Raw genomic sequence first — 16,394 nt, forward strand, 5'->3', positions numbered from 1 at the left:
GTTTTTTAATTTATGGAATAAAATTTGCTATTATAAATGTGAATTATAATATACTACATGAATTTAGAGAAATTAAGCAAATCAAAAAAACTACTATTTGGTTTAGTTTTTGACGCCCTAGGGTATTTTTCATACATTTTTCCACCATTTGATTTTGTATGGGCACCGTTATCAGCTTATTTAATGAGTAAGATGTATGCGGGAAGAAAAGGTAAGATAGCAGCGGCTTTTACTTTTGTAGAAGAAGCATTGCCATTCTTAGATTTTATACCATCGTTTACGATTATGTGGGGCTATACATTTTATTTTGCTAAAACAAAGAACGTAACAATAGAGTCCAAAAAAAAGAGTGATTTGTAAATCACTCTTTTTTTTATCAAAGACTTATAAGGAGTAGGTGAGGCCTACACTAAAGTTTCTTCCAATATTATAAATACCATCAGATTTTAAACGTGATAGGTGGTTTATATATGCTTTATCTGTCAGGTTTGTTCCTGTAATGGATACAGAAAGATCTTTTTTAAATAATTTAAATTGTCCACCAAAGCCAGCACTTAATAGGTTGTAACCATCTGTAGGTGTTTCAAATTCACTTACATGTGTTTGGTTAAACACAGATTTAAGCTTAATAAAAGCGTAAGCGTTTGAGTTTTGTTTAATATTTATTTCTACACGAATGGTGTTATTAAGACTATTGGCAGGTATTAAAGGTAGGTATGAGCCAGAATCTTGTTTTCCTGTAACGGTTTCAAAACTACTTTCGTAATGTAACCAATCTAACGGATGCGGATGAAAATGCAAACCAGCTTCACCACCATAGAGTGCAGCATTTTCTTGGATATAATTATATACGGGGGCATTATCTATTTCTGTACCGTCAGGTGAAAGGTAGATATAATCATTAATATGATTATAAAAACCATTTACAAAAAACTCAATATGTTCATTTTTATATTCTAGAGCTAAGTCGGCCTGAAAATTTTGTTCGTTATTTAAATTGATATTACCAACTTCATAACGATTAGTACCATGATGTGTTCCGTTTGATGTTAGTTCGGCTAAATTTGGAGCTCTAAAACCTGTTGCTAAGTTTAGCCTAGCTGTTATATTTTTGTTTAAGTTAGATTTGATACCAAATGCGCCATTAAAACTGTTAAATGTTTTGTTTAAATCATTCTGAAGTTGAATCCAACGGTTATCATAACGCGCTCCTAATTGGATATCAAATTCTTCAAAATGAATATGTGACATGGCTAAAATACCGAAATCATTAGTTGTAGCATTTGGGATTAAAATTTCTTCGCCATAATTAGTGTTTACTTGATTCATACCTTGAACACCAACGATGGTTTCAAATTTACCTAAAACAGGTAAGTGGTATTTAATATCATAATTAGCCGTTTTTAATTTCATTTGCAATGTAGGGTGTAACTCTTCAAGGGCTATTTCTTCATCATGGTCTTCGTCGTGATCATCCTCATCTTCATCACCATGATCATGTCCGTCATGCTCATCATGTTCTTCATGCTCGTGTTCGTCTTCAAATTCTTTACGGTCGTTGTAGATGTAGCCTAAGTTAAATTCTAATTTAGAATTTTTGAAAAACACCGTGGATTTCGAACTAAAAATATGATTTGTAAGCTCTTGATAAGCTAGTAGAGGTGTTTTGTTTGTAGATTGCTCGCCAATTCCCTCCGGAATACCAATTTTTGAGTGATTGATATTATATCGGAAATCTGTTTTAAAATTAGTTGATTGATACCCTAGTCCAGCTTTAAAATCCTGTTCTTTAAAACGGGTATTTGTCACACGGTAATCTGCTGTTTTATAATCGGAATGCTCTGTAATACTACCTCGGAATAGCACTTTAAAAGAATCGCTAGAAGCTTTATAGCCAGCACTCGTGTTGTAGCCCTGAGTATTTGAGAAATACGTGCCTCCAAAATCGGCATCAGATGTGTTTTCTGAAGCAAACTTCTCTGGGTTAATATATAAAACGCCACCTAAAGCATCACTACCATATAATAATGAAGCTGGCCCTTTTATAACTTCAACACTTTCTACACCATTATCGCTTAAGCCTAAGCCATGTTCATCACCAAATTGTTGATTTTCAAGTCGCACACCTTGCGTGTAAACTAATACACGGTTAGAGCTTAAACCTCTAATAACAGGTTTTGTTATTCCTAATCCGGTGCTTATGCCTTCAACCCCTGCAATATTTGATATACCTTCACCTAGCGTTACGGCCCCAGAAGCTTTCAAATCTTTAATGGTTTTACGCTCAACTTTCATAACATTATCGCTTTGAAGCTTATGAAAAGGTGTGGATATGATAACTGCTTCCATTTCTATTGCAGAGCTAGATAAGCTTAGGGAAATTATCTCGGTAGTTGGTATAGTTATGTTAATGGATTTAGTTTCGTAACCAACAAATGAGTAAACTAAAGTGTAGTTTCCTGAAGGTAGATTATTGATAGTAAACTCACCGTTATCATTAGTAGTAGCGCCTTTTTCTAACTGAGGAAAATAAATGTTTACATACGGGAGTCCGTCTCCCATATCGGCATCTGTAACAATACCTTGAATGCTATTTTGGCTAACTGCTATAGTTGTTAGAGCCAAAAACAAGAAATTTAAAATTGTTTTCATGTTATATAAGTGATTTTTTAAGAGCTATCAGATCTTTTAGTAAATAGCGCTCTCTAATTTTTTAATCTAGGAAGCGCTTAAATCCAACTCGTCTAAGCATTTTCTTCTCAAACTCCCAAAAGAATTTAAACTGACCAAATAGCCAACCGTAACTAACCAATAGGATTTGATAAAATATTAGTCCTACAATAATGAATAAAATCCAGTAGATAATAGGGTTTAGGTTTTCTTTAGTAATACCAAGTAAGGCTATTAAAGGTCGGCCAATTAATAACGAAGAGCTGCCTGTTATTGCAAAAACAATGAATATGCGAATAATTTCCCATCTATAAGTTACTACCCAACGATTTTCAAGTTTTTTGAAAATCCACAGTGTTGCTTTTAATAGTAATACAAACAAGATAACTGTAAATAGTAATTGTATGATAAGTTGGTCTGAATAAGGAAAAATATTAGTTAGTTTAAAGCTAGAATATAAAAGTCCTATAAGACCAATAGCTGGAAATAAAAGTTGCCAATTATGTTGAATCTCCCATGATTCTTTAAAGTTTTTCATACTAGGAATTTGCGAGCAAAGATACTTTAAAATTGAGGATTATGAACAGATAATTTCTGATTATACTTTTCTTCAAAAAACACAAAGTAATAGTATAGTAAATAGTTTACTTCAAACCCGTAATCTACGGTAGGTTGGTAGTCAATTGATAGTTCGTATAATGTTGGATCGTATCTAGATGAAATTACCCGATTATTCCATTCTGTAACATATACTATGTTGCGTGCTTCTAAGAATGATTGGGTGTAAAAATCCCTTGGTCTAGCACGACTATTTAGCCAGGTGTCAAAACCATTTTCTATAATGATAATTTCGTATTCTAAGGCTTCATTTTCTATTCGAATGGTATCTTGTTCGGATTGACTTACTTCAGAATTGTAAATTGTGCTTTTGTTTGATTTACAACTCGCCATAAGGTATAAAACCGAAATAAAATAAATGTAATTTTTCATAATTCAGGTTTTATTAAAAATACAAAATTTATTATAGTTAAAACTTTACTGAAATTCTTAAAATAAGCAAAGCCAGATTTAATATTAAATCTGGCTTTGCTTTATTGGTTGTTATTTTTATTATTTACCGAAAAACCCGCCTAACATATCGCTAATTCCACCGTCTTTTTTATCGCTATTTAAAAACATATCTGCAACATCGTCAACAACACTACCGTCACCATCAGCATCTAAAATAGATTCTAAAAAACTTTGCTCTTGTTGTGGTGAGTTACCACCTAATAAACCTCCAAGAAGTCCTTCGATTCCTGAACTATTAGTGACGTTTTGCTCACGACTTTGTTTGCCTAATACGCCCATAAGGATTGGAGCAGCAACTTTAAGTATTTCTGCAACAGAGTTTGAGTCAACACCTGCTTTGGTGCCAATTGCAGTCTCAACAGTTGATTTTTTATCTCCGAGTACATGATTTAAAATTTTATCTCCTTCGTCGGTAACAGATTGGTCTACACCGCCAGAAAATAAGCCTCCTAAATTATCTAATATACTACCGTCATGATTGCTATTGTTTAAAGCGCCCATTAGGCCTTCAGCTCCTTCAGAAGATGCTGTATTACGTTTCATTGCCTGCATTAATACAGGTAATGCCATGGTTAAAACATCTTGAGTTTTGCTTTCAGATTGGTTGGAGTTACCTGCAACACCGCTAATTATGGTTTTACCCATATCGCTATTTAATAAATCTAATATTCCTGCCATTTTATTTTTTAATTATTGATTTTATAGAGCGTTAAGATACTAAAATCTTCTAACTCTTAATTTTCTACTTTTAATAAACTGATAATTTGCGTCGCTAATTCAGTTCCAATACGGTCTTGAGCTTCATTAGTAGCAGCACCAATATGTGGTGTTAAAGACATGCGACCATTCATAAGAACTTGAATAGCAGGGGTTGGTTCTTCTTCAAAAGTGTCTAACCCTGCAAAAGCTACTTTACCACTTTCTAGAGCTTTAACTAAAGCAACTTCGTCAATAACACCACCACGAGCAGCATTAATAATCCCAACACCATCTTTCATAAGAGCAAATTCTTTTTCAGTAATAACATAATCTTTCTGAGCGGGAACGTGAACGGTAATAAAATCGGCTTTCTTGAAAATATCTTCGGTAGGTTCTGTTTCTATTTCAACATTAATAAACTGTCCGTTGTAAAATTCTACTTTTATTGTAGCATTACCAACAAACTTATCGCTAGCTATAACTTTCATTCCAACACCTAAGGCAATTTTAGCAACTTCACGACCAATACGTCCAAAACCAATAATACCTATAGTTTTTCCGCGAAGTTCAACTCCTTTAGCGTAGTTTTTCTTTAATGATTTAAATTGAGAATCGCCATCTAAAGGCATATTTCTATTAGAGTCATGTAAAAAACGTACACCTCCAAAAAGGTGTGCAAATACTAGTTCTGCAACAGATTGAGAAGACGCTGCAGGTGTATTGATAACGTGAAGGCCTTTATTTCTAGCGTATTCTACGTCTATATTGTCCATACCAACACCACCACGACCTATTATTTTTAGGCTAGGGCAGTTGTCAATTAAATCTTGTCTTACTTTTGTTGCACTTCTTACTAATAACACGGCAATGCTATGCTTGTTAATGTAGTTTTCTAATTGCTCTTGTGCTACTGTGGTAGTTAAAACTTCAAAGCCAGCCTGTTCTAGTGCTTCAACGCCACTTTTTGAAATCCCGTCGTTTGCTAATATTTTCATTGAATAAATCGATTTGTATTCCCATCTACATAGGAACTATATATTTGTATGTTGTTTTATGTTTGTATTTTATGCTTTGCGTTCTAATTCGCTCATAACGTCTACTAAAACACCTACACTGTCTAAAGGTAGAGCGTTATACATAGACGCGCGGTAGCCACCAACACTACGATGACCATTTAAACCATTGATACCTTCTTCAGCAAGCATAGTTTCAAAAGTTTCTTTTAAATCTTCATTAGTTAGGTTAAAAGTCGCATTCATTTTTGAGCGATCTTCTTTCATGGCAAAACCTTTAAACAGTGGGTTTAAGTCTATTTCGCTATATAATAGTTGTGCTTTTTTATTGTTTTCTTTTTCAATAGCTGAAATACCACCTAAATTCTTTAACCATTCCATTGTTAACATGGATGTGTATACAGCAAATACAGGAGGTGTATTGAACATGCTGCTTTTACCTATATGTACTTTGTAGTCCATCATAGAAGGTATTTTACGAGAAACTTTACCTAATATGTCTTCACGAACTACTACTAGTGTTGTTCCTGCAGGGCCCATGTTTTTTTGAGCGCCGGCATAAATTAAATCGAACTTAGTAAAGTCTAGTTCTCTAGAAAAAATATCACTACTCATATCGCAAACCAAAGGAATATCGCAAGTAGGAAAGGATTTCATTTGGGTTCCAAATATGGTGTTATTTGAAGTGCAGTGAAAGTAGTCGTAATCAGAAGGGATATCGTAACCTTTAGGGATAAAATTATAATTAGCATCTTTTGAAGAAGCTACTTCATAAATGTCATCAAAAATTTTGGCTTCTTTAATAGCTTTGTCGCTCCAAGTACCTGTGTTTAGGTATCCAGCACGTTTTTCAAGCAGATTTAAAGCTACCATTAAAAACTGAGTACTGGCACCGCCTTGTAAAAATAAGGCTTTGTAGCCTTTGCCTTCTAAGCCAAGAAGTTCTAATGCTAAGGAACGTGCTTTTTCCATAACATCAACAAAAGGTTTACTTCTGTGTGAAATTTCAATTAAGGAAAGTCCGTTATCGAAATCTAATATAGCTTCTGATGCTTTAAGCATCACTTCTTTAGGTAAAATGCAAGGTCCTGCACTAAAATTATGTCTTTTCATGAGAGAAATTAGTTTGATGTTTCCAAATTATTCCTGAAGTATGTCTGCAGAAAATTGGGAATATTTTTTATCTGTGATTCCCACAAAGGTGCTAAATTCTCCTAAAAAAGCTGTTAAATATTCGATAATTTATTAACTATATTTTTAACAAAAATGAAATTGTATCAACATTATCAGCATAGTCCCAAAGTTGCGGATTTTGGGTTTCTCCAAAGTTTATTTCAGAATCAAGAATATCTTTAGCTACAATGCATTGAATTTTACCAGCATCGGTTTTTAGTTTATCGGTAAGTGCTGGTAGATTTTCGTAATATTCATAAAAAACAGTTGCTATAGGAGATGCATAACTAGCATCTTCTTTTATCATTAGAAAACCGTTTTCAAGCATATCAAATTCACTCATTAGATAAACCGCTTTATTGTAATCATAGTTGTTGGCGTATTTATTTTGATGAATAATAGGATGCCATTTGTACATGGCTTTAAAGAACTTTTGAAAATCATAATCTTTAGGAACCAGTAGTTTTGATACGTTTCTACAGCCTAGTCCGTAGTATCTAAAAATATCATCGGACAAAGCTTCTAGTTCGCTGTCTGTTTCGTTCCCTGTAAGAATAGCTACCGAATTTCGGTTTTTTCTAATAATAGACGGTTTGTTTTTAAAGTAATATTCAAAATATCTAGCTGTGTTACCGCTTCCTGTAGCAATTACAGCATCAAAATTTTCTAATTTTTCAGAGGTTATAGAGATTTTACCTTTAAATTCTGGTTCAACTATTTCTAAATACTTCGCTAAAAAGGGTAGTAAAGATCTGTCGTTTCTGGATTGTTTTACCAAAACGTTATGTCCAGAAATTAGTACAGATAAAAAGTCGTGAAATCCAACTAACGGAATATTTCCTGCCATAATAATGGCAACTGTTTTAGCTGAAACATCATTAAAGGTATAGTTTAAAAGCCATTTATTAATATTGCTTTCTTTTAATGAGTTAGCCCATCCTTTGAAAGCGTAATTTAAATTCTCAATAGTAAACCAAGTGTTTTGTTCTTGAGCTAATTTAATTTGATGTTTGAAACCATCAAAAAACAAATCGTTATGTGTAACGTTGTCATTTTTTTTAAACGTTTCATTTGAAAATTGGTCAAGAAATTTTCCTAATTCTACAAAGGCGTTAATTCTTTTTTGTAATTCCATGTATGATTTGGTTATGAATGGTTTTGGCTTTATTTTTGCAGTTGCAAATTTACATAAAGCAAACGAGCAACAAAAGGTTTTAATTCTGATTATATAGATGTCAGATTCCTTTTTAAGAATTGAACAATAATAAAAAGATAGAAACATGGCAATTATAATAACGGACGAATGTATTAATTGTGGTGCATGTGAACCAGAATGCCCAAATACGGCTATATATGAAGGTGCTGATGACTGGCGCTACAAAGATGGTACTAGTTTAGACGGAAATGTTGTTTTACCAAATGGAAAAGAAGTTGATGCTGATGAAGCGCAAGAACCTATAAGTGATGAGATTTACTATATTGTTCCTGATAAATGTACGGAATGTCATGGTTTTCATGAGGAGCCTCAGTGTGCTGCAGTTTGCCCTGTAGACTGTTGTGTTCCGGATGATGATCATGTTGAAGAAGCTTCAGAGCTAGATGCTAAGCAGCGTTTTATGCATCCAGATTCATAAATTAGATAGGGTTTTATGTCTTAAAAATGTTAAAAACCTCAAATAGTTATTTGAGGTTTTTTTTGTTTTAAAGCGATCATAATCACGACTTATTTTTACCTATAACAAATTTTGTAAAGCCTATATATTCTATTGAAGATTTAGTTATATTTGCGCCCTCATGTTAGGTTGTTAATAACATGTTGAACAAAGTATTATTTGCTAAGATTATTTCTATAGTGAATATCATTAATATTAATCAAAAATTAATTCCCTTAACTGCGGAATAAAAATAAGTTTTCAATGAAAGCAGGCATCGTAGGATTACCAAACGTCGGAAAATCAACATTATTTAATTGTTTATCAAATGCTAAAGCGCAGAGTGCAAACTTTCCGTTTTGTACAATTGAACCTAATATTGGTGTTGTAAATGTACCAGATCCAAGATTGGAAAAATTGGAATCTTTGGTTAATCCAGAACGTGTTTTACCAGCTACTGTTGAAATCGTTGATATTGCTGGTTTAGTAAAAGGAGCTAGTAAAGGTGAAGGTTTAGGTAATCAGTTTTTAGCTAATATTCGTGAAACCGATGCAATCTTACATGTTTTACGTTGTTTTGATAACGATAATATTGTTCATGTTGATGGAGATGTAAATCCTATTAGAGATAAGGAAACTATTGATATGGAATTGCAGCTTAAAGACTTAGAAACAGTTGATAAAAAGCTAGATAAGGTTAAAAGAGCCGCTAAAACGGGTAATAAAGAAGCTCAGAAAGAAGAGGCTGTACTTTTAAGAATTAAAGAAGGTTTGGAATCGGGAGTGTCAGTTCGTGCTTTAGAATTTTCTGAAGATGAAATGATTGAAGTTGTTAAGCCAAGTCAGTTTATTACCGATAAGCCGGTGATGTATGTTTGTAACGTTGATGAGAATTCTGCTAATTCAGGAAATGCTTATGTAGAGCAAGTTCGAGAAGCGGTAAAAGATGAAAATGCTGAAGTATTAGTGTTAGCGGTAGGTACAGAGGCTGATATAAATGAATTAGACGATTATGAAGAGCGTCAGATGTTTCTTGCTGATATAGGTTTGGAAGAACCAGGTTCTGCTAAGTTAATCCGATCAGCTTATAAATTATTAAATTTACAAACCTACTTTACTGCAGGGGTTAAAGAAGTTCGTGCTTGGACTGTAAATATAGGAGCTACAGCACCGCAGGCTGCAGGTGTAATTCATACCGATTTTGAAAAGGGTTTTATACGTGCTGAAGTAATTGCTTATGAAGACTACGAAGAGTTTGGTAGTGAGTCTAAAGTTAAAGAAGCTGGTAAAATGCGTGTAGAAGGGAAGAATTACATCGTTAAAGACGGTGATGTTATGCATTTCTTATTTAATGTTTAAAACCAAAATTTTTACATTTTGGGTATTGGTGTTTATTTTTTAAATATCTTACTAAAATGTTGAAACGGTTAACTAAAGTAACATACTCTCAGTTATATATTTTAATTGCTTGTTTGCTGATTGCTGAAGCTATCTTATTAAGAGATCTTCCTTTTTTTTGGGATGCTATAAGTAAATCATCTAGAGCAACTTGGATCTATAATAATGGTTTAACAGGGTTTATTTTACCAACAGAGTTTAATTCAGGACATCCTCCTTTGTGGATTTCTTTATTAGCCGTTAGTTGGTCGCTTTTAGGTAAAACATTATTAAGTTCAAGGGTCTTGTTGTTGTTGGTTAACTTGGGAGTGTTTTATCAAGTAATCCAGCTTTGTAAAAATAACTTTGTTAAGGGAGTTGCTGTTGTAGCATCTGTTTTAGTGTGTTTCGAACCCACTTTGCTTGCTCAAACTACTAGTTTGAATAATGACATGTTGTTATTGTTTTTCACGCTCTTTGCCTTAAATAGTCTTATTAACGTCAAACCATTCTATTATACACTGGCGCTTACAGGTTTACTTTTTGCTAATTTGCGTGGTATTTATTTGTTTTCGGCATTATTAATTATTCATTTATTCTATTTGAAATTTAAATTAATAGCAAAAAATAAATCCTTGTTTTATGCATATGTTGTCCCTGTATTTTCTTTTGCTATTTTTTGTTTCATACAGTACCGCTCATTGGGGTGGTTTTTAATAACACAAAATGCAAATTATAGTGAACATCGTCAATCTGCAGAAATTAATAATGTACTAGTAAATATTGCTGTATATGTTAAGAGTTTTTTGGAATATGGGCGTTTTGTAGTGTTTTTAATAGGTGTTCCTCTGATTTATAAGTATTTGAGAAATATTAAAACATGGAACGCTGTTCGGGCTAATCGTATAGGTGTCGCATTCTTAGTTTTTGCTATTGTTTTGTTTTTAGGTATGGTTCCATTTTCTAATCCTATAGGATCGCGGTATTTTATGATTTGCTATATTTTAGCGATAGTTTTCCTTATAAATGTATTGTATATCAGTCAGTTTAAATATAAGAAAACAGTGTTTGCTAGTGTTTTATTCTGTTTTTTATCAGGGCATTTTTGGATTTATCCCGCTACTTTATCACAACCTTGGGACGCAAGTCTAGCTTATTTACGCTACTACTCATTAGAAGAAAAAATAGAGGAAATTATAGCTATAAAAGGTTTGAAACCTCATCAAATAGGGACACGAATCCGTTTAAATGAGCGCGATTTTTCAACACTAAAACCTTTGGCAGATGATAAGAAATATGCTGAGTTTAATTTAAAAACGAATCCGTATATATTATTATCAAATGTTGAGAATTATACTAAGGATGAGGAGTTGTTGGAGGTTCAGAATACGTGGGTTTTAGTTGAAGAAATTACCGATTATGGCGTGTTTTTAGCGCTCTATAAAAACCCGAATTTCAAATAGAAAACCGTAAAAATAACTATTTCATTTTATTGTTAATTATTTTACAAAATTGGGGTTTCTTTTTTTCCTGCGAAACCTTATATTAGCAACATATCCAAAAAACCACCATTTTATGTCTCAAGAAACCAAATATACCGAAGATAATATCCGTTCGTTGGACTGGAAAGAGCATATTCGTATGCGTCCTGGGATGTATATTGGTAAATTGGGTGACGGTTCTTCTGCTGATGATGGTATTTATATTCTTATAAAAGAGGTTCTAGATAACTCAATTGATGAGTTTGTTATGGGATCTGGTAAAACCATTGAAATTTCTATTCATGGTAATAAAGTAACCGTTCGTGATTACGGTCGTGGAATTCCATTAGGAAAAGTTGTGGATGTGGTTTCAAAAATGAATACCGGTGGTAAGTATGATAGTAAAGCTTTTAAGAAATCGGTAGGATTAAATGGTGTTGGTACAAAAGCTGTAAATGCACTTTCAAGTTATTTTAGAGTCGAATCTACTAGAGATAATAAATCTGCTTCGGCTGAGTTTGCTCAAGGAAATCTTACAAACCAGGACCTGTTAGATGAAACATCACGAAGAAAAGGAACCAAAGTATCCTTTGTGCCTGATGATATAATATTTAAAAATTATAAGTTTCGTAAGGAGTATATCATTAAAATGCTCAAAAATTACGTTTACTTAAATCCAGGCTTAACAATTGTTTTCAATGGAGAAAAATACTATAGTGAAAATGGATTAAAAGATTTACTTCAAGAAAATTCTAATGTTGAAGATTTATTGTATCCTATCATTCACCTAAGAGGAGATGATATTGAAGTAGCTTTAACACATAGTAAAACGCAGTATAGTGAAGAGTACTATTCTTTTGTAAATGGGCAAAACACAACTCAAGGAGGGACACACTTGGCGGCTTTTCGTGAAGCTTTAGTGAAAACTCTTCGTGAATTTTATAATAAAAATTACGATGCTTCTGATATAAGAAAATCTGTGGTTTCAGCCATTTCAATAAAGGTTATGGAGCCTGTTTTTGAGAGTCAAACTAAAACAAAATTAGGCTCAACCGATATGGGAGGAGAACTTCCTACGGTAAGAACTTATATTAATGATTTTGTTAAAACACAATTAGATAATTTTCTTCATAAAAATACAGAAACGGCCGATAAGATTCAGCGTAAAATTCTGCAAGCCGAACGTGAGCGTAAAGAGTTATCTGGTATTAGGAAATTAGCTAAAGACCGGGCTAAAAAAGCGAGTCTACACAATAAAAAACTACGTGATTGCCGTGTGCATTTTGGTGATACAAAAAATGCTAGAAACCTCGAAACAACTTTGTTTATTACAGAGGGTGATTCCGCTTCTGGTAGTATTACAAAGTCTCGTGATGTTAACACACAGGCAGTTTTTAGTTTAAAAGGAAAACCTTTAAACTGTTACGGTTTAAGTAAAAAGATTGTTTATGAAAATGAAGAATTTAATTTACTTCAAGCAGCTTTAAATATCGAAGAGTCTTTAGAGGATTTACGCTATAATAACGTGGTTATTGCTACCGATGCCGATGTTGATGGTATGCACATCCGTTTGTTGCTTATAACTTTTTTCCTTCAGTTTTTTCCTGAATTAATAAAAGACGGGCACTTGTATATTTTACAAACGCCACTATTTAGAGTTCGTAATAAGAAAAAAACAATTTATTGTTATACCGAAGAAGAGCGTGTAAATGCGCTTGAAGAATTAAAACCTAAACCTGAGATAACACGATTTAAAGGTCTTGGTGAGATTTCTCCGGATGAATTCAAACATTTTATAGGAGATGATATTCGTTTAGATCCTGTTATGCTTGATGCGAATATGTCTATTGAGGAGTTGTTGAGTTTTTATATGGGTAAAAATACGCCAGATCGTCAAGAGTTTATTATAAATAACTTAAAAGTTGAATTGGATATAGTTGAAGAATCATAATGAGAACAAGTAACGAGAAAGTAAAAGGTGTCATAGTATCCGTATACTTCATATTAATAGTGTTGGCGGTATTGTGGCTTACTATTTTTAGAGCTTTTAATAGCATTAATAATAATCCAATTGTGGCCTTTTTTATTGTAGCCTTTGTTTTTTTAAGTCTATTTGTAGCGGTACATTTTATTTCAAAATACTTTGAGTATGATAGTGATGGGCTTAAGGTTATTGTGACTAATAAAGGCTTATTATTATCGGAGTATTTAAACTATCGTGAAAAAACTATAGAGTTTGATAAGTCTAGGCTATCAGGCTTTAAAATAAACGATTATGTCGTGTATAAAGAGTTAGTGCTTTATATACGTAGTAAAAACGGGCATCATATTAGAAAAGAACGTTTTAATATTACATTAGTAGCTAGAAAGAAGCGTAAATATATGCGCCAATCTTTAACAAAAATGGTTAAACAGAATAGAAAAGAACAGAGTTAATGAGCGACGAAATCAACGATAACCTACCTGAACCAGAAGAAACTAAAGAAACCATTACCAGGATAACTGGTATGTACAAAGACTGGTTTTTAGATTATGCATCTTATGTTATTTTAGAGCGTGCCGTTCCTGCAATAGAAGATGGTTTTAAACCTGTGCAGAGACGAATCATGCATTCTATGAAGGATTTAGATGATGGGCGTTACAATAAGGTGGCTAATATTGTTGGTCATACCATGCAGTATCACCCACATGGAGATGCTAGTATTGCCGATGCTATGGTTCAAATTGGTCAAAAGGATTTATTGATTGATACGCAAGGTAACTGGGGTAATATTTTAACAGGGGATAGTGCGGCTGCTTCTCGATATATTGAAGCTCGATTGTCTAAATTTGGTTTGGATGTTGTTTTTAATCCAAAAATAACCGAGTGGCAATCTAGTTATGATGGGCGTAGAAAAGAACCTATTAATTTGCCTGTTATGTTCCCTTTATTGTTGGCGCAAGGAGGTGAAGGTATTGCGGTAGGCTTGTCAACAAAAATTTTACCACATAATTTTATTGAGCTAATTGATGCTTCTGTAAAACACTTAAATGGTAAGCGATTTACAATTTATCCAGATTTTCCTACAGCAGGTATTGCTGATTTTTCAGACTATAAAGATGGTGTTCGAGGCGGAAAGGTTCGTGTGCGCGCTAAAATTTCGCAATACGATAAAAATACCTTGGTTATTACCGAGATTCCATTCGGAACAAATACATCGTCATTAATTGATTCTATTTTAAAGGCTAATGATAAAGGCAAAATAAAAATCAAGAAAATAGAAGATAATACAGCTGCTAATGTTGAAATATTAGTACATCTTCCATCTGGTATTTCTCCAGACAAAACAATTGATGCCTTATACGCTTTTACAAGTTGTGAAACTTCAATTTCGCCTTTAGGTTGTGTTATTGAGGATAATAAGCCTTTGTTTATAGGGGTTTCTGAAATGTTACGACGTTCAACAGATAAAACGGTCGATTTACTTAAACAAGAGTTGGAAATTAAGCTTGGTGAGTTTGAGGAACAATGGCATTTTGCTTCATTAGAACGTATTTTTATTGAAAATAGAATTTATCGTGATATTGAAGAAGAAGAAACTTGGGCGGGTGTCATTAAGGCAATTGATACAGGTTTAAAACCACATATAACACATTTAAAGCGTGCCGTAACTGAAGAAGATATTGTGCGTTTAACAGAAATTAGAATTAAACGGATTTCTAAGTTTGATATTGATAAAGCACAACAAAAAATTGATGCTTTAGAGGAGCAAATTGCAGAAGTACTTCATCATTTAGCAAACTTAATAACTTATGCTATTGCTTATTTTGAGCGTCTTAAAAAAGAATATGGTGAAGGAAAGGAGCGTAAAACTGAAATTAGAACTTTCGCTGATGTTGATGCGACTAAAGTTGTAATAAGAAATACAAAACTATATGTAAATAGAGCAGAAGGCTTTATTGGTACCTCTTTGAGAAAAGATGAGTACGTTTGTGATTGTTCGGATATTGATGATATTATTGTTTTTACCAATCATGGTAAAATGATGGTTACAAAAGTAGATACCAAAACATTTATTGGTAAAGATATTATTCATGTTGCGGTATTTAAGAAAAAAGATAAACGAACTATCTATAACATGATGTATCGCGATGGAAAAAGTGGTCCAAGTTATGTGAAGCGCTTTGCTGTAACATCAATGACTCGTGATAAGGAGTACGATATGACTAATGGGAATAAAGGCTCTAAATTATGGTATTTTTCAGCAAACCCAAATGGCGAAGCAGAAGTTGTAACCGTACACTTGCGCCAAGTAGGTAGTATTAAAAAACTTAAATGGGATGTTGACTTTGCCGATATAATGATAAAAGGGCGTGGTTCTAAAGGTAATTTAGTTACCAAACACGCTATTAAAAAGGTTGAATTAAAAGAAAAAGGAGTCTCAACATTAAAGCCAAGGAAAATTTGGTTTGACGATACGGTAAGACGCTTAAATGTTGATGGCCGTGGTGAATTAGTAGGTGAATTTAGAGGTGAAGATCGGATATTAATCATTACGCAATCTGGTGTGGTTAAAACAATAATCCCAGAAGTTACTGCTCATTTTGAGGATGATATGATTATCATGGAAAAATGGATTCCTAATAAACCTATCTCTGCTGTCTATTTCGATGGTGAAAAAGAGCGTTATTATGTTAAGCGCTTTTTAGTAGAAAACGAAAGTCGTGAAGAGTTATTTATTTCCGATCATGAAAAATCTCAGTTAGAGATTGTTTCTACAGATTGGATTCCTATGGTAGAAATAGTTTTTGTAAAAGAGCGTGGAAAAGATAGAAAAGACAATCAAGCTGTGAACTTAGAGGAATTCATTGCTGTAAAAGGAATTACAGCTTTAGGGAATCAGCTTACAAGGGATAAAGTCAAACAAATTGATTTACTTGATCCGTTGCCTTATGAGGCAGAGGGAACAGATGACATTAATTCAAATGTAAATGAGGATGTTGCTAGTGAAGATGATTTAAAAGCTGCGAATGAGTCCGCTTCAGATGATGATGGAGACTCTACTTCTGGTTCAATAGATGATAAAGGTCAAGCAACACTTTTTTAAGCTTATTCGTTTCTAAAATTTGATGAAATACCCCATAAAAAGGCAGCAATACCAGCAATTATGCACGTGTAATATGCGCTAGGCGTATTTTCTTTAAAGAAGATAGAAGTTAAAATTAGTCCGGTTGAAATTAAGTATAATAATTTAGGGTTAACTTGTTTCATAAGTGTA

At 33.3% G+C, this 16,394-nt stretch carries 15 protein-coding genes; 7 read left to right on the top strand and 8 right to left on the bottom strand.

From position 1 onward, the window contains the following. Positions 1–57 precede the first annotated feature (57 nt). A complete protein-coding gene (locus tag ACW5R3_RS07575; protein WP_456576401.1) occupies positions 58–360 on the top strand; it encodes a hypothetical protein in 303 nt (100 codons plus the stop codon). Positions 361–384: 24 nt separating this feature from the next. Here ACW5R3_RS07575 and ACW5R3_RS07580 read toward each other — a convergent pair whose 3' ends face one another. The 7 genes from ACW5R3_RS07580 to ACW5R3_RS07610 all read right to left on the bottom strand — a co-directional run bounded on the left by ACW5R3_RS07580 (position 385) and on the right by ACW5R3_RS07610 (position 7,761). Beyond that, the gene (locus tag ACW5R3_RS07580) at positions 385–2,652 is read right to left on the bottom strand and encodes a TonB-dependent receptor (RefSeq protein ID WP_456576402.1); all 2,268 of its coding nucleotides are present in this window, start codon (positions 2,650–2,652) and stop codon (positions 385–387) included. Between the two features lie 61 nt (positions 2,653–2,713). Further along, positions 2,714–3,208 (bottom strand): DUF6787 family protein, encoded by a 495-nt coding sequence (locus tag ACW5R3_RS07585; RefSeq protein ID WP_456576403.1) that lies wholly within the window; start codon positions 3,206–3,208, stop codon positions 2,714–2,716. A 26-nt stretch (positions 3,209–3,234) separates the two neighbouring features. Beyond that, positions 3,235–3,660, bottom strand: coding sequence for a DUF6146 family protein (locus ACW5R3_RS07590; RefSeq protein ID WP_456576404.1), 426 nt, complete (start codon positions 3,658–3,660; stop codon positions 3,235–3,237). A 120-nt stretch (positions 3,661–3,780) separates the two neighbouring features. Then, positions 3,781–4,419 carry a DUF937 domain-containing protein gene (locus ACW5R3_RS07595; protein WP_456576405.1) on the bottom strand — a complete coding sequence of 213 codons (639 nt, stop codon included), beginning with the start codon at positions 4,417–4,419 and terminating at the stop codon, positions 3,781–3,783. Between the two features lie 56 nt (positions 4,420–4,475). Continuing rightward, positions 4,476–5,435 (bottom strand): D-2-hydroxyacid dehydrogenase, encoded by a 960-nt coding sequence (locus ACW5R3_RS07600; protein WP_456576406.1) that lies wholly within the window; start codon positions 5,433–5,435, stop codon positions 4,476–4,478. 69 nt (positions 5,436–5,504) lie between these two features. Continuing rightward, positions 5,505–6,566 (bottom strand): 3-phosphoserine/phosphohydroxythreonine transaminase, encoded by a 1,062-nt coding sequence (gene serC / locus ACW5R3_RS07605; RefSeq protein ID WP_456576407.1) that lies wholly within the window; start codon positions 6,564–6,566, stop codon positions 5,505–5,507. Between the two features lie 136 nt (positions 6,567–6,702). Beyond that, positions 6,703–7,761 (bottom strand): acyl-CoA reductase, encoded by a 1,059-nt coding sequence (locus ACW5R3_RS07610; RefSeq protein WP_456576408.1) that lies wholly within the window; start codon positions 7,759–7,761, stop codon positions 6,703–6,705. A 145-nt stretch (positions 7,762–7,906) separates the two neighbouring features. Between ACW5R3_RS07610 and ACW5R3_RS07615 the strand changes: the two genes are divergently transcribed. The 6 genes from ACW5R3_RS07615 (at position 7,907) to ACW5R3_RS07640 (ending at position 16,223) form a co-directional block, all read left to right on the top strand. Continuing rightward, positions 7,907–8,260 (top strand): 4Fe-4S dicluster domain-containing protein, encoded by a 354-nt coding sequence (locus ACW5R3_RS07615; protein ID WP_456576409.1) that lies wholly within the window; start codon positions 7,907–7,909, stop codon positions 8,258–8,260. Positions 8,261–8,542: 282 nt separating this feature from the next. Next, positions 8,543–9,637, top strand: a complete 1,095-nt coding sequence (ychF, locus tag ACW5R3_RS07620; RefSeq protein WP_456576410.1) for a redox-regulated ATPase YchF — start codon at positions 8,543–8,545, stop codon at positions 9,635–9,637. Positions 9,638–9,693: 56 nt separating this feature from the next. Beyond that, positions 9,694–11,118, top strand: coding sequence for a hypothetical protein (locus ACW5R3_RS07625; protein ID WP_456576411.1), 1,425 nt, complete (start codon positions 9,694–9,696; stop codon positions 11,116–11,118). 112 nt (positions 11,119–11,230) lie between these two features. After that, complete coding sequence (locus tag ACW5R3_RS07630; protein ID WP_456576412.1) at positions 11,231–13,087, top strand: DNA topoisomerase IV subunit B; 1,857 nt, start codon at positions 11,231–11,233, stop codon at positions 13,085–13,087. Then, positions 13,087–13,572, top strand: a complete 486-nt coding sequence (locus ACW5R3_RS07635; RefSeq protein WP_456576413.1) for a hypothetical protein — start codon at positions 13,087–13,089, stop codon at positions 13,570–13,572. Before ACW5R3_RS07630 ends, ACW5R3_RS07635 begins: the two co-directional genes overlap by 1 nt. Then, the gene (locus ACW5R3_RS07640) at positions 13,572–16,223 is read left to right on the top strand and encodes a DNA gyrase/topoisomerase IV subunit A (protein WP_456576414.1); all 2,652 of its coding nucleotides are present in this window, start codon (positions 13,572–13,574) and stop codon (positions 16,221–16,223) included. Before ACW5R3_RS07635 ends, ACW5R3_RS07640 begins: the two co-directional genes overlap by 1 nt. Positions 16,224–16,225: 2 nt before the next feature. On the opposite strand, the gene ACW5R3_RS07645 is transcribed toward ACW5R3_RS07640, so the two are convergent. Next, complete coding sequence (locus ACW5R3_RS07645) at positions 16,226–16,387, bottom strand: hypothetical protein (protein ID WP_456576415.1); 162 nt, start codon at positions 16,385–16,387, stop codon at positions 16,226–16,228. Positions 16,388–16,394: the final 7 nt, after the last annotated feature.

This window comes from Algorimicrobium bowmanii (assembly GCF_054031195.1).

What these genes read in the sequence shown, in the direction of transcription:
- ACW5R3_RS07635 (WP_456576413.1), top strand. Translation starts at nt 13,087, where the DNA reads ATGAGAACAAGTAACGAGAAAGTAAAAGGTGTCATAGTATCCGTATAC.
- ACW5R3_RS07640 (WP_456576414.1), top strand. Translation starts at nt 13,572, where the DNA reads ATGAGCGACGAAATCAACGATAACCTACCTGAACCAGAAGAAACTAAA.
- ACW5R3_RS07600 (WP_456576406.1), bottom strand. Translation starts at nt 5,435, where the DNA reads ATGAAAATATTAGCAAACGACGGGATTTCAAAAAGTGGCGTTGAAGCA.
- ACW5R3_RS07595 (WP_456576405.1), bottom strand. Translation starts at nt 4,419, where the DNA reads ATGGCAGGAATATTAGATTTATTAAATAGCGATATGGGTAAAACCATA.
- ychF (WP_456576410.1), top strand. Translation starts at nt 8,543, where the DNA reads ATGAAAGCAGGCATCGTAGGATTACCAAACGTCGGAAAATCAACATTA.
- ACW5R3_RS07625 (WP_456576411.1), top strand. Translation starts at nt 9,694, where the DNA reads ATGTTGAAACGGTTAACTAAAGTAACATACTCTCAGTTATATATTTTA.
- ACW5R3_RS07630 (WP_456576412.1), top strand. Translation starts at nt 11,231, where the DNA reads ATGTCTCAAGAAACCAAATATACCGAAGATAATATCCGTTCGTTGGAC.
- serC (WP_456576407.1), bottom strand. Translation starts at nt 6,566, where the DNA reads ATGAAAAGACATAATTTTAGTGCAGGACCTTGCATTTTACCTAAAGAA.
- ACW5R3_RS07645 (WP_456576415.1), bottom strand. Translation starts at nt 16,387, where the DNA reads ATGAAACAAGTTAACCCTAAATTATTATACTTAATTTCAACCGGACTA.
- ACW5R3_RS07585 (WP_456576403.1), bottom strand. Translation starts at nt 3,208, where the DNA reads ATGAAAAACTTTAAAGAATCATGGGAGATTCAACATAATTGGCAACTT.
- ACW5R3_RS07610 (WP_456576408.1), bottom strand. Translation starts at nt 7,761, where the DNA reads ATGGAATTACAAAAAAGAATTAACGCCTTTGTAGAATTAGGAAAATTT.
- ACW5R3_RS07575 (WP_456576401.1), top strand. Translation starts at nt 58, where the DNA reads ATGAATTTAGAGAAATTAAGCAAATCAAAAAAACTACTATTTGGTTTA.
- ACW5R3_RS07615 (WP_456576409.1), top strand. Translation starts at nt 7,907, where the DNA reads ATGGCAATTATAATAACGGACGAATGTATTAATTGTGGTGCATGTGAA.
- ACW5R3_RS07580 (WP_456576402.1), bottom strand. Translation starts at nt 2,652, where the DNA reads ATGAAAACAATTTTAAATTTCTTGTTTTTGGCTCTAACAACTATAGCA.
- ACW5R3_RS07590 (WP_456576404.1), bottom strand. Translation starts at nt 3,660, where the DNA reads ATGAAAAATTACATTTATTTTATTTCGGTTTTATACCTTATGGCGAGT.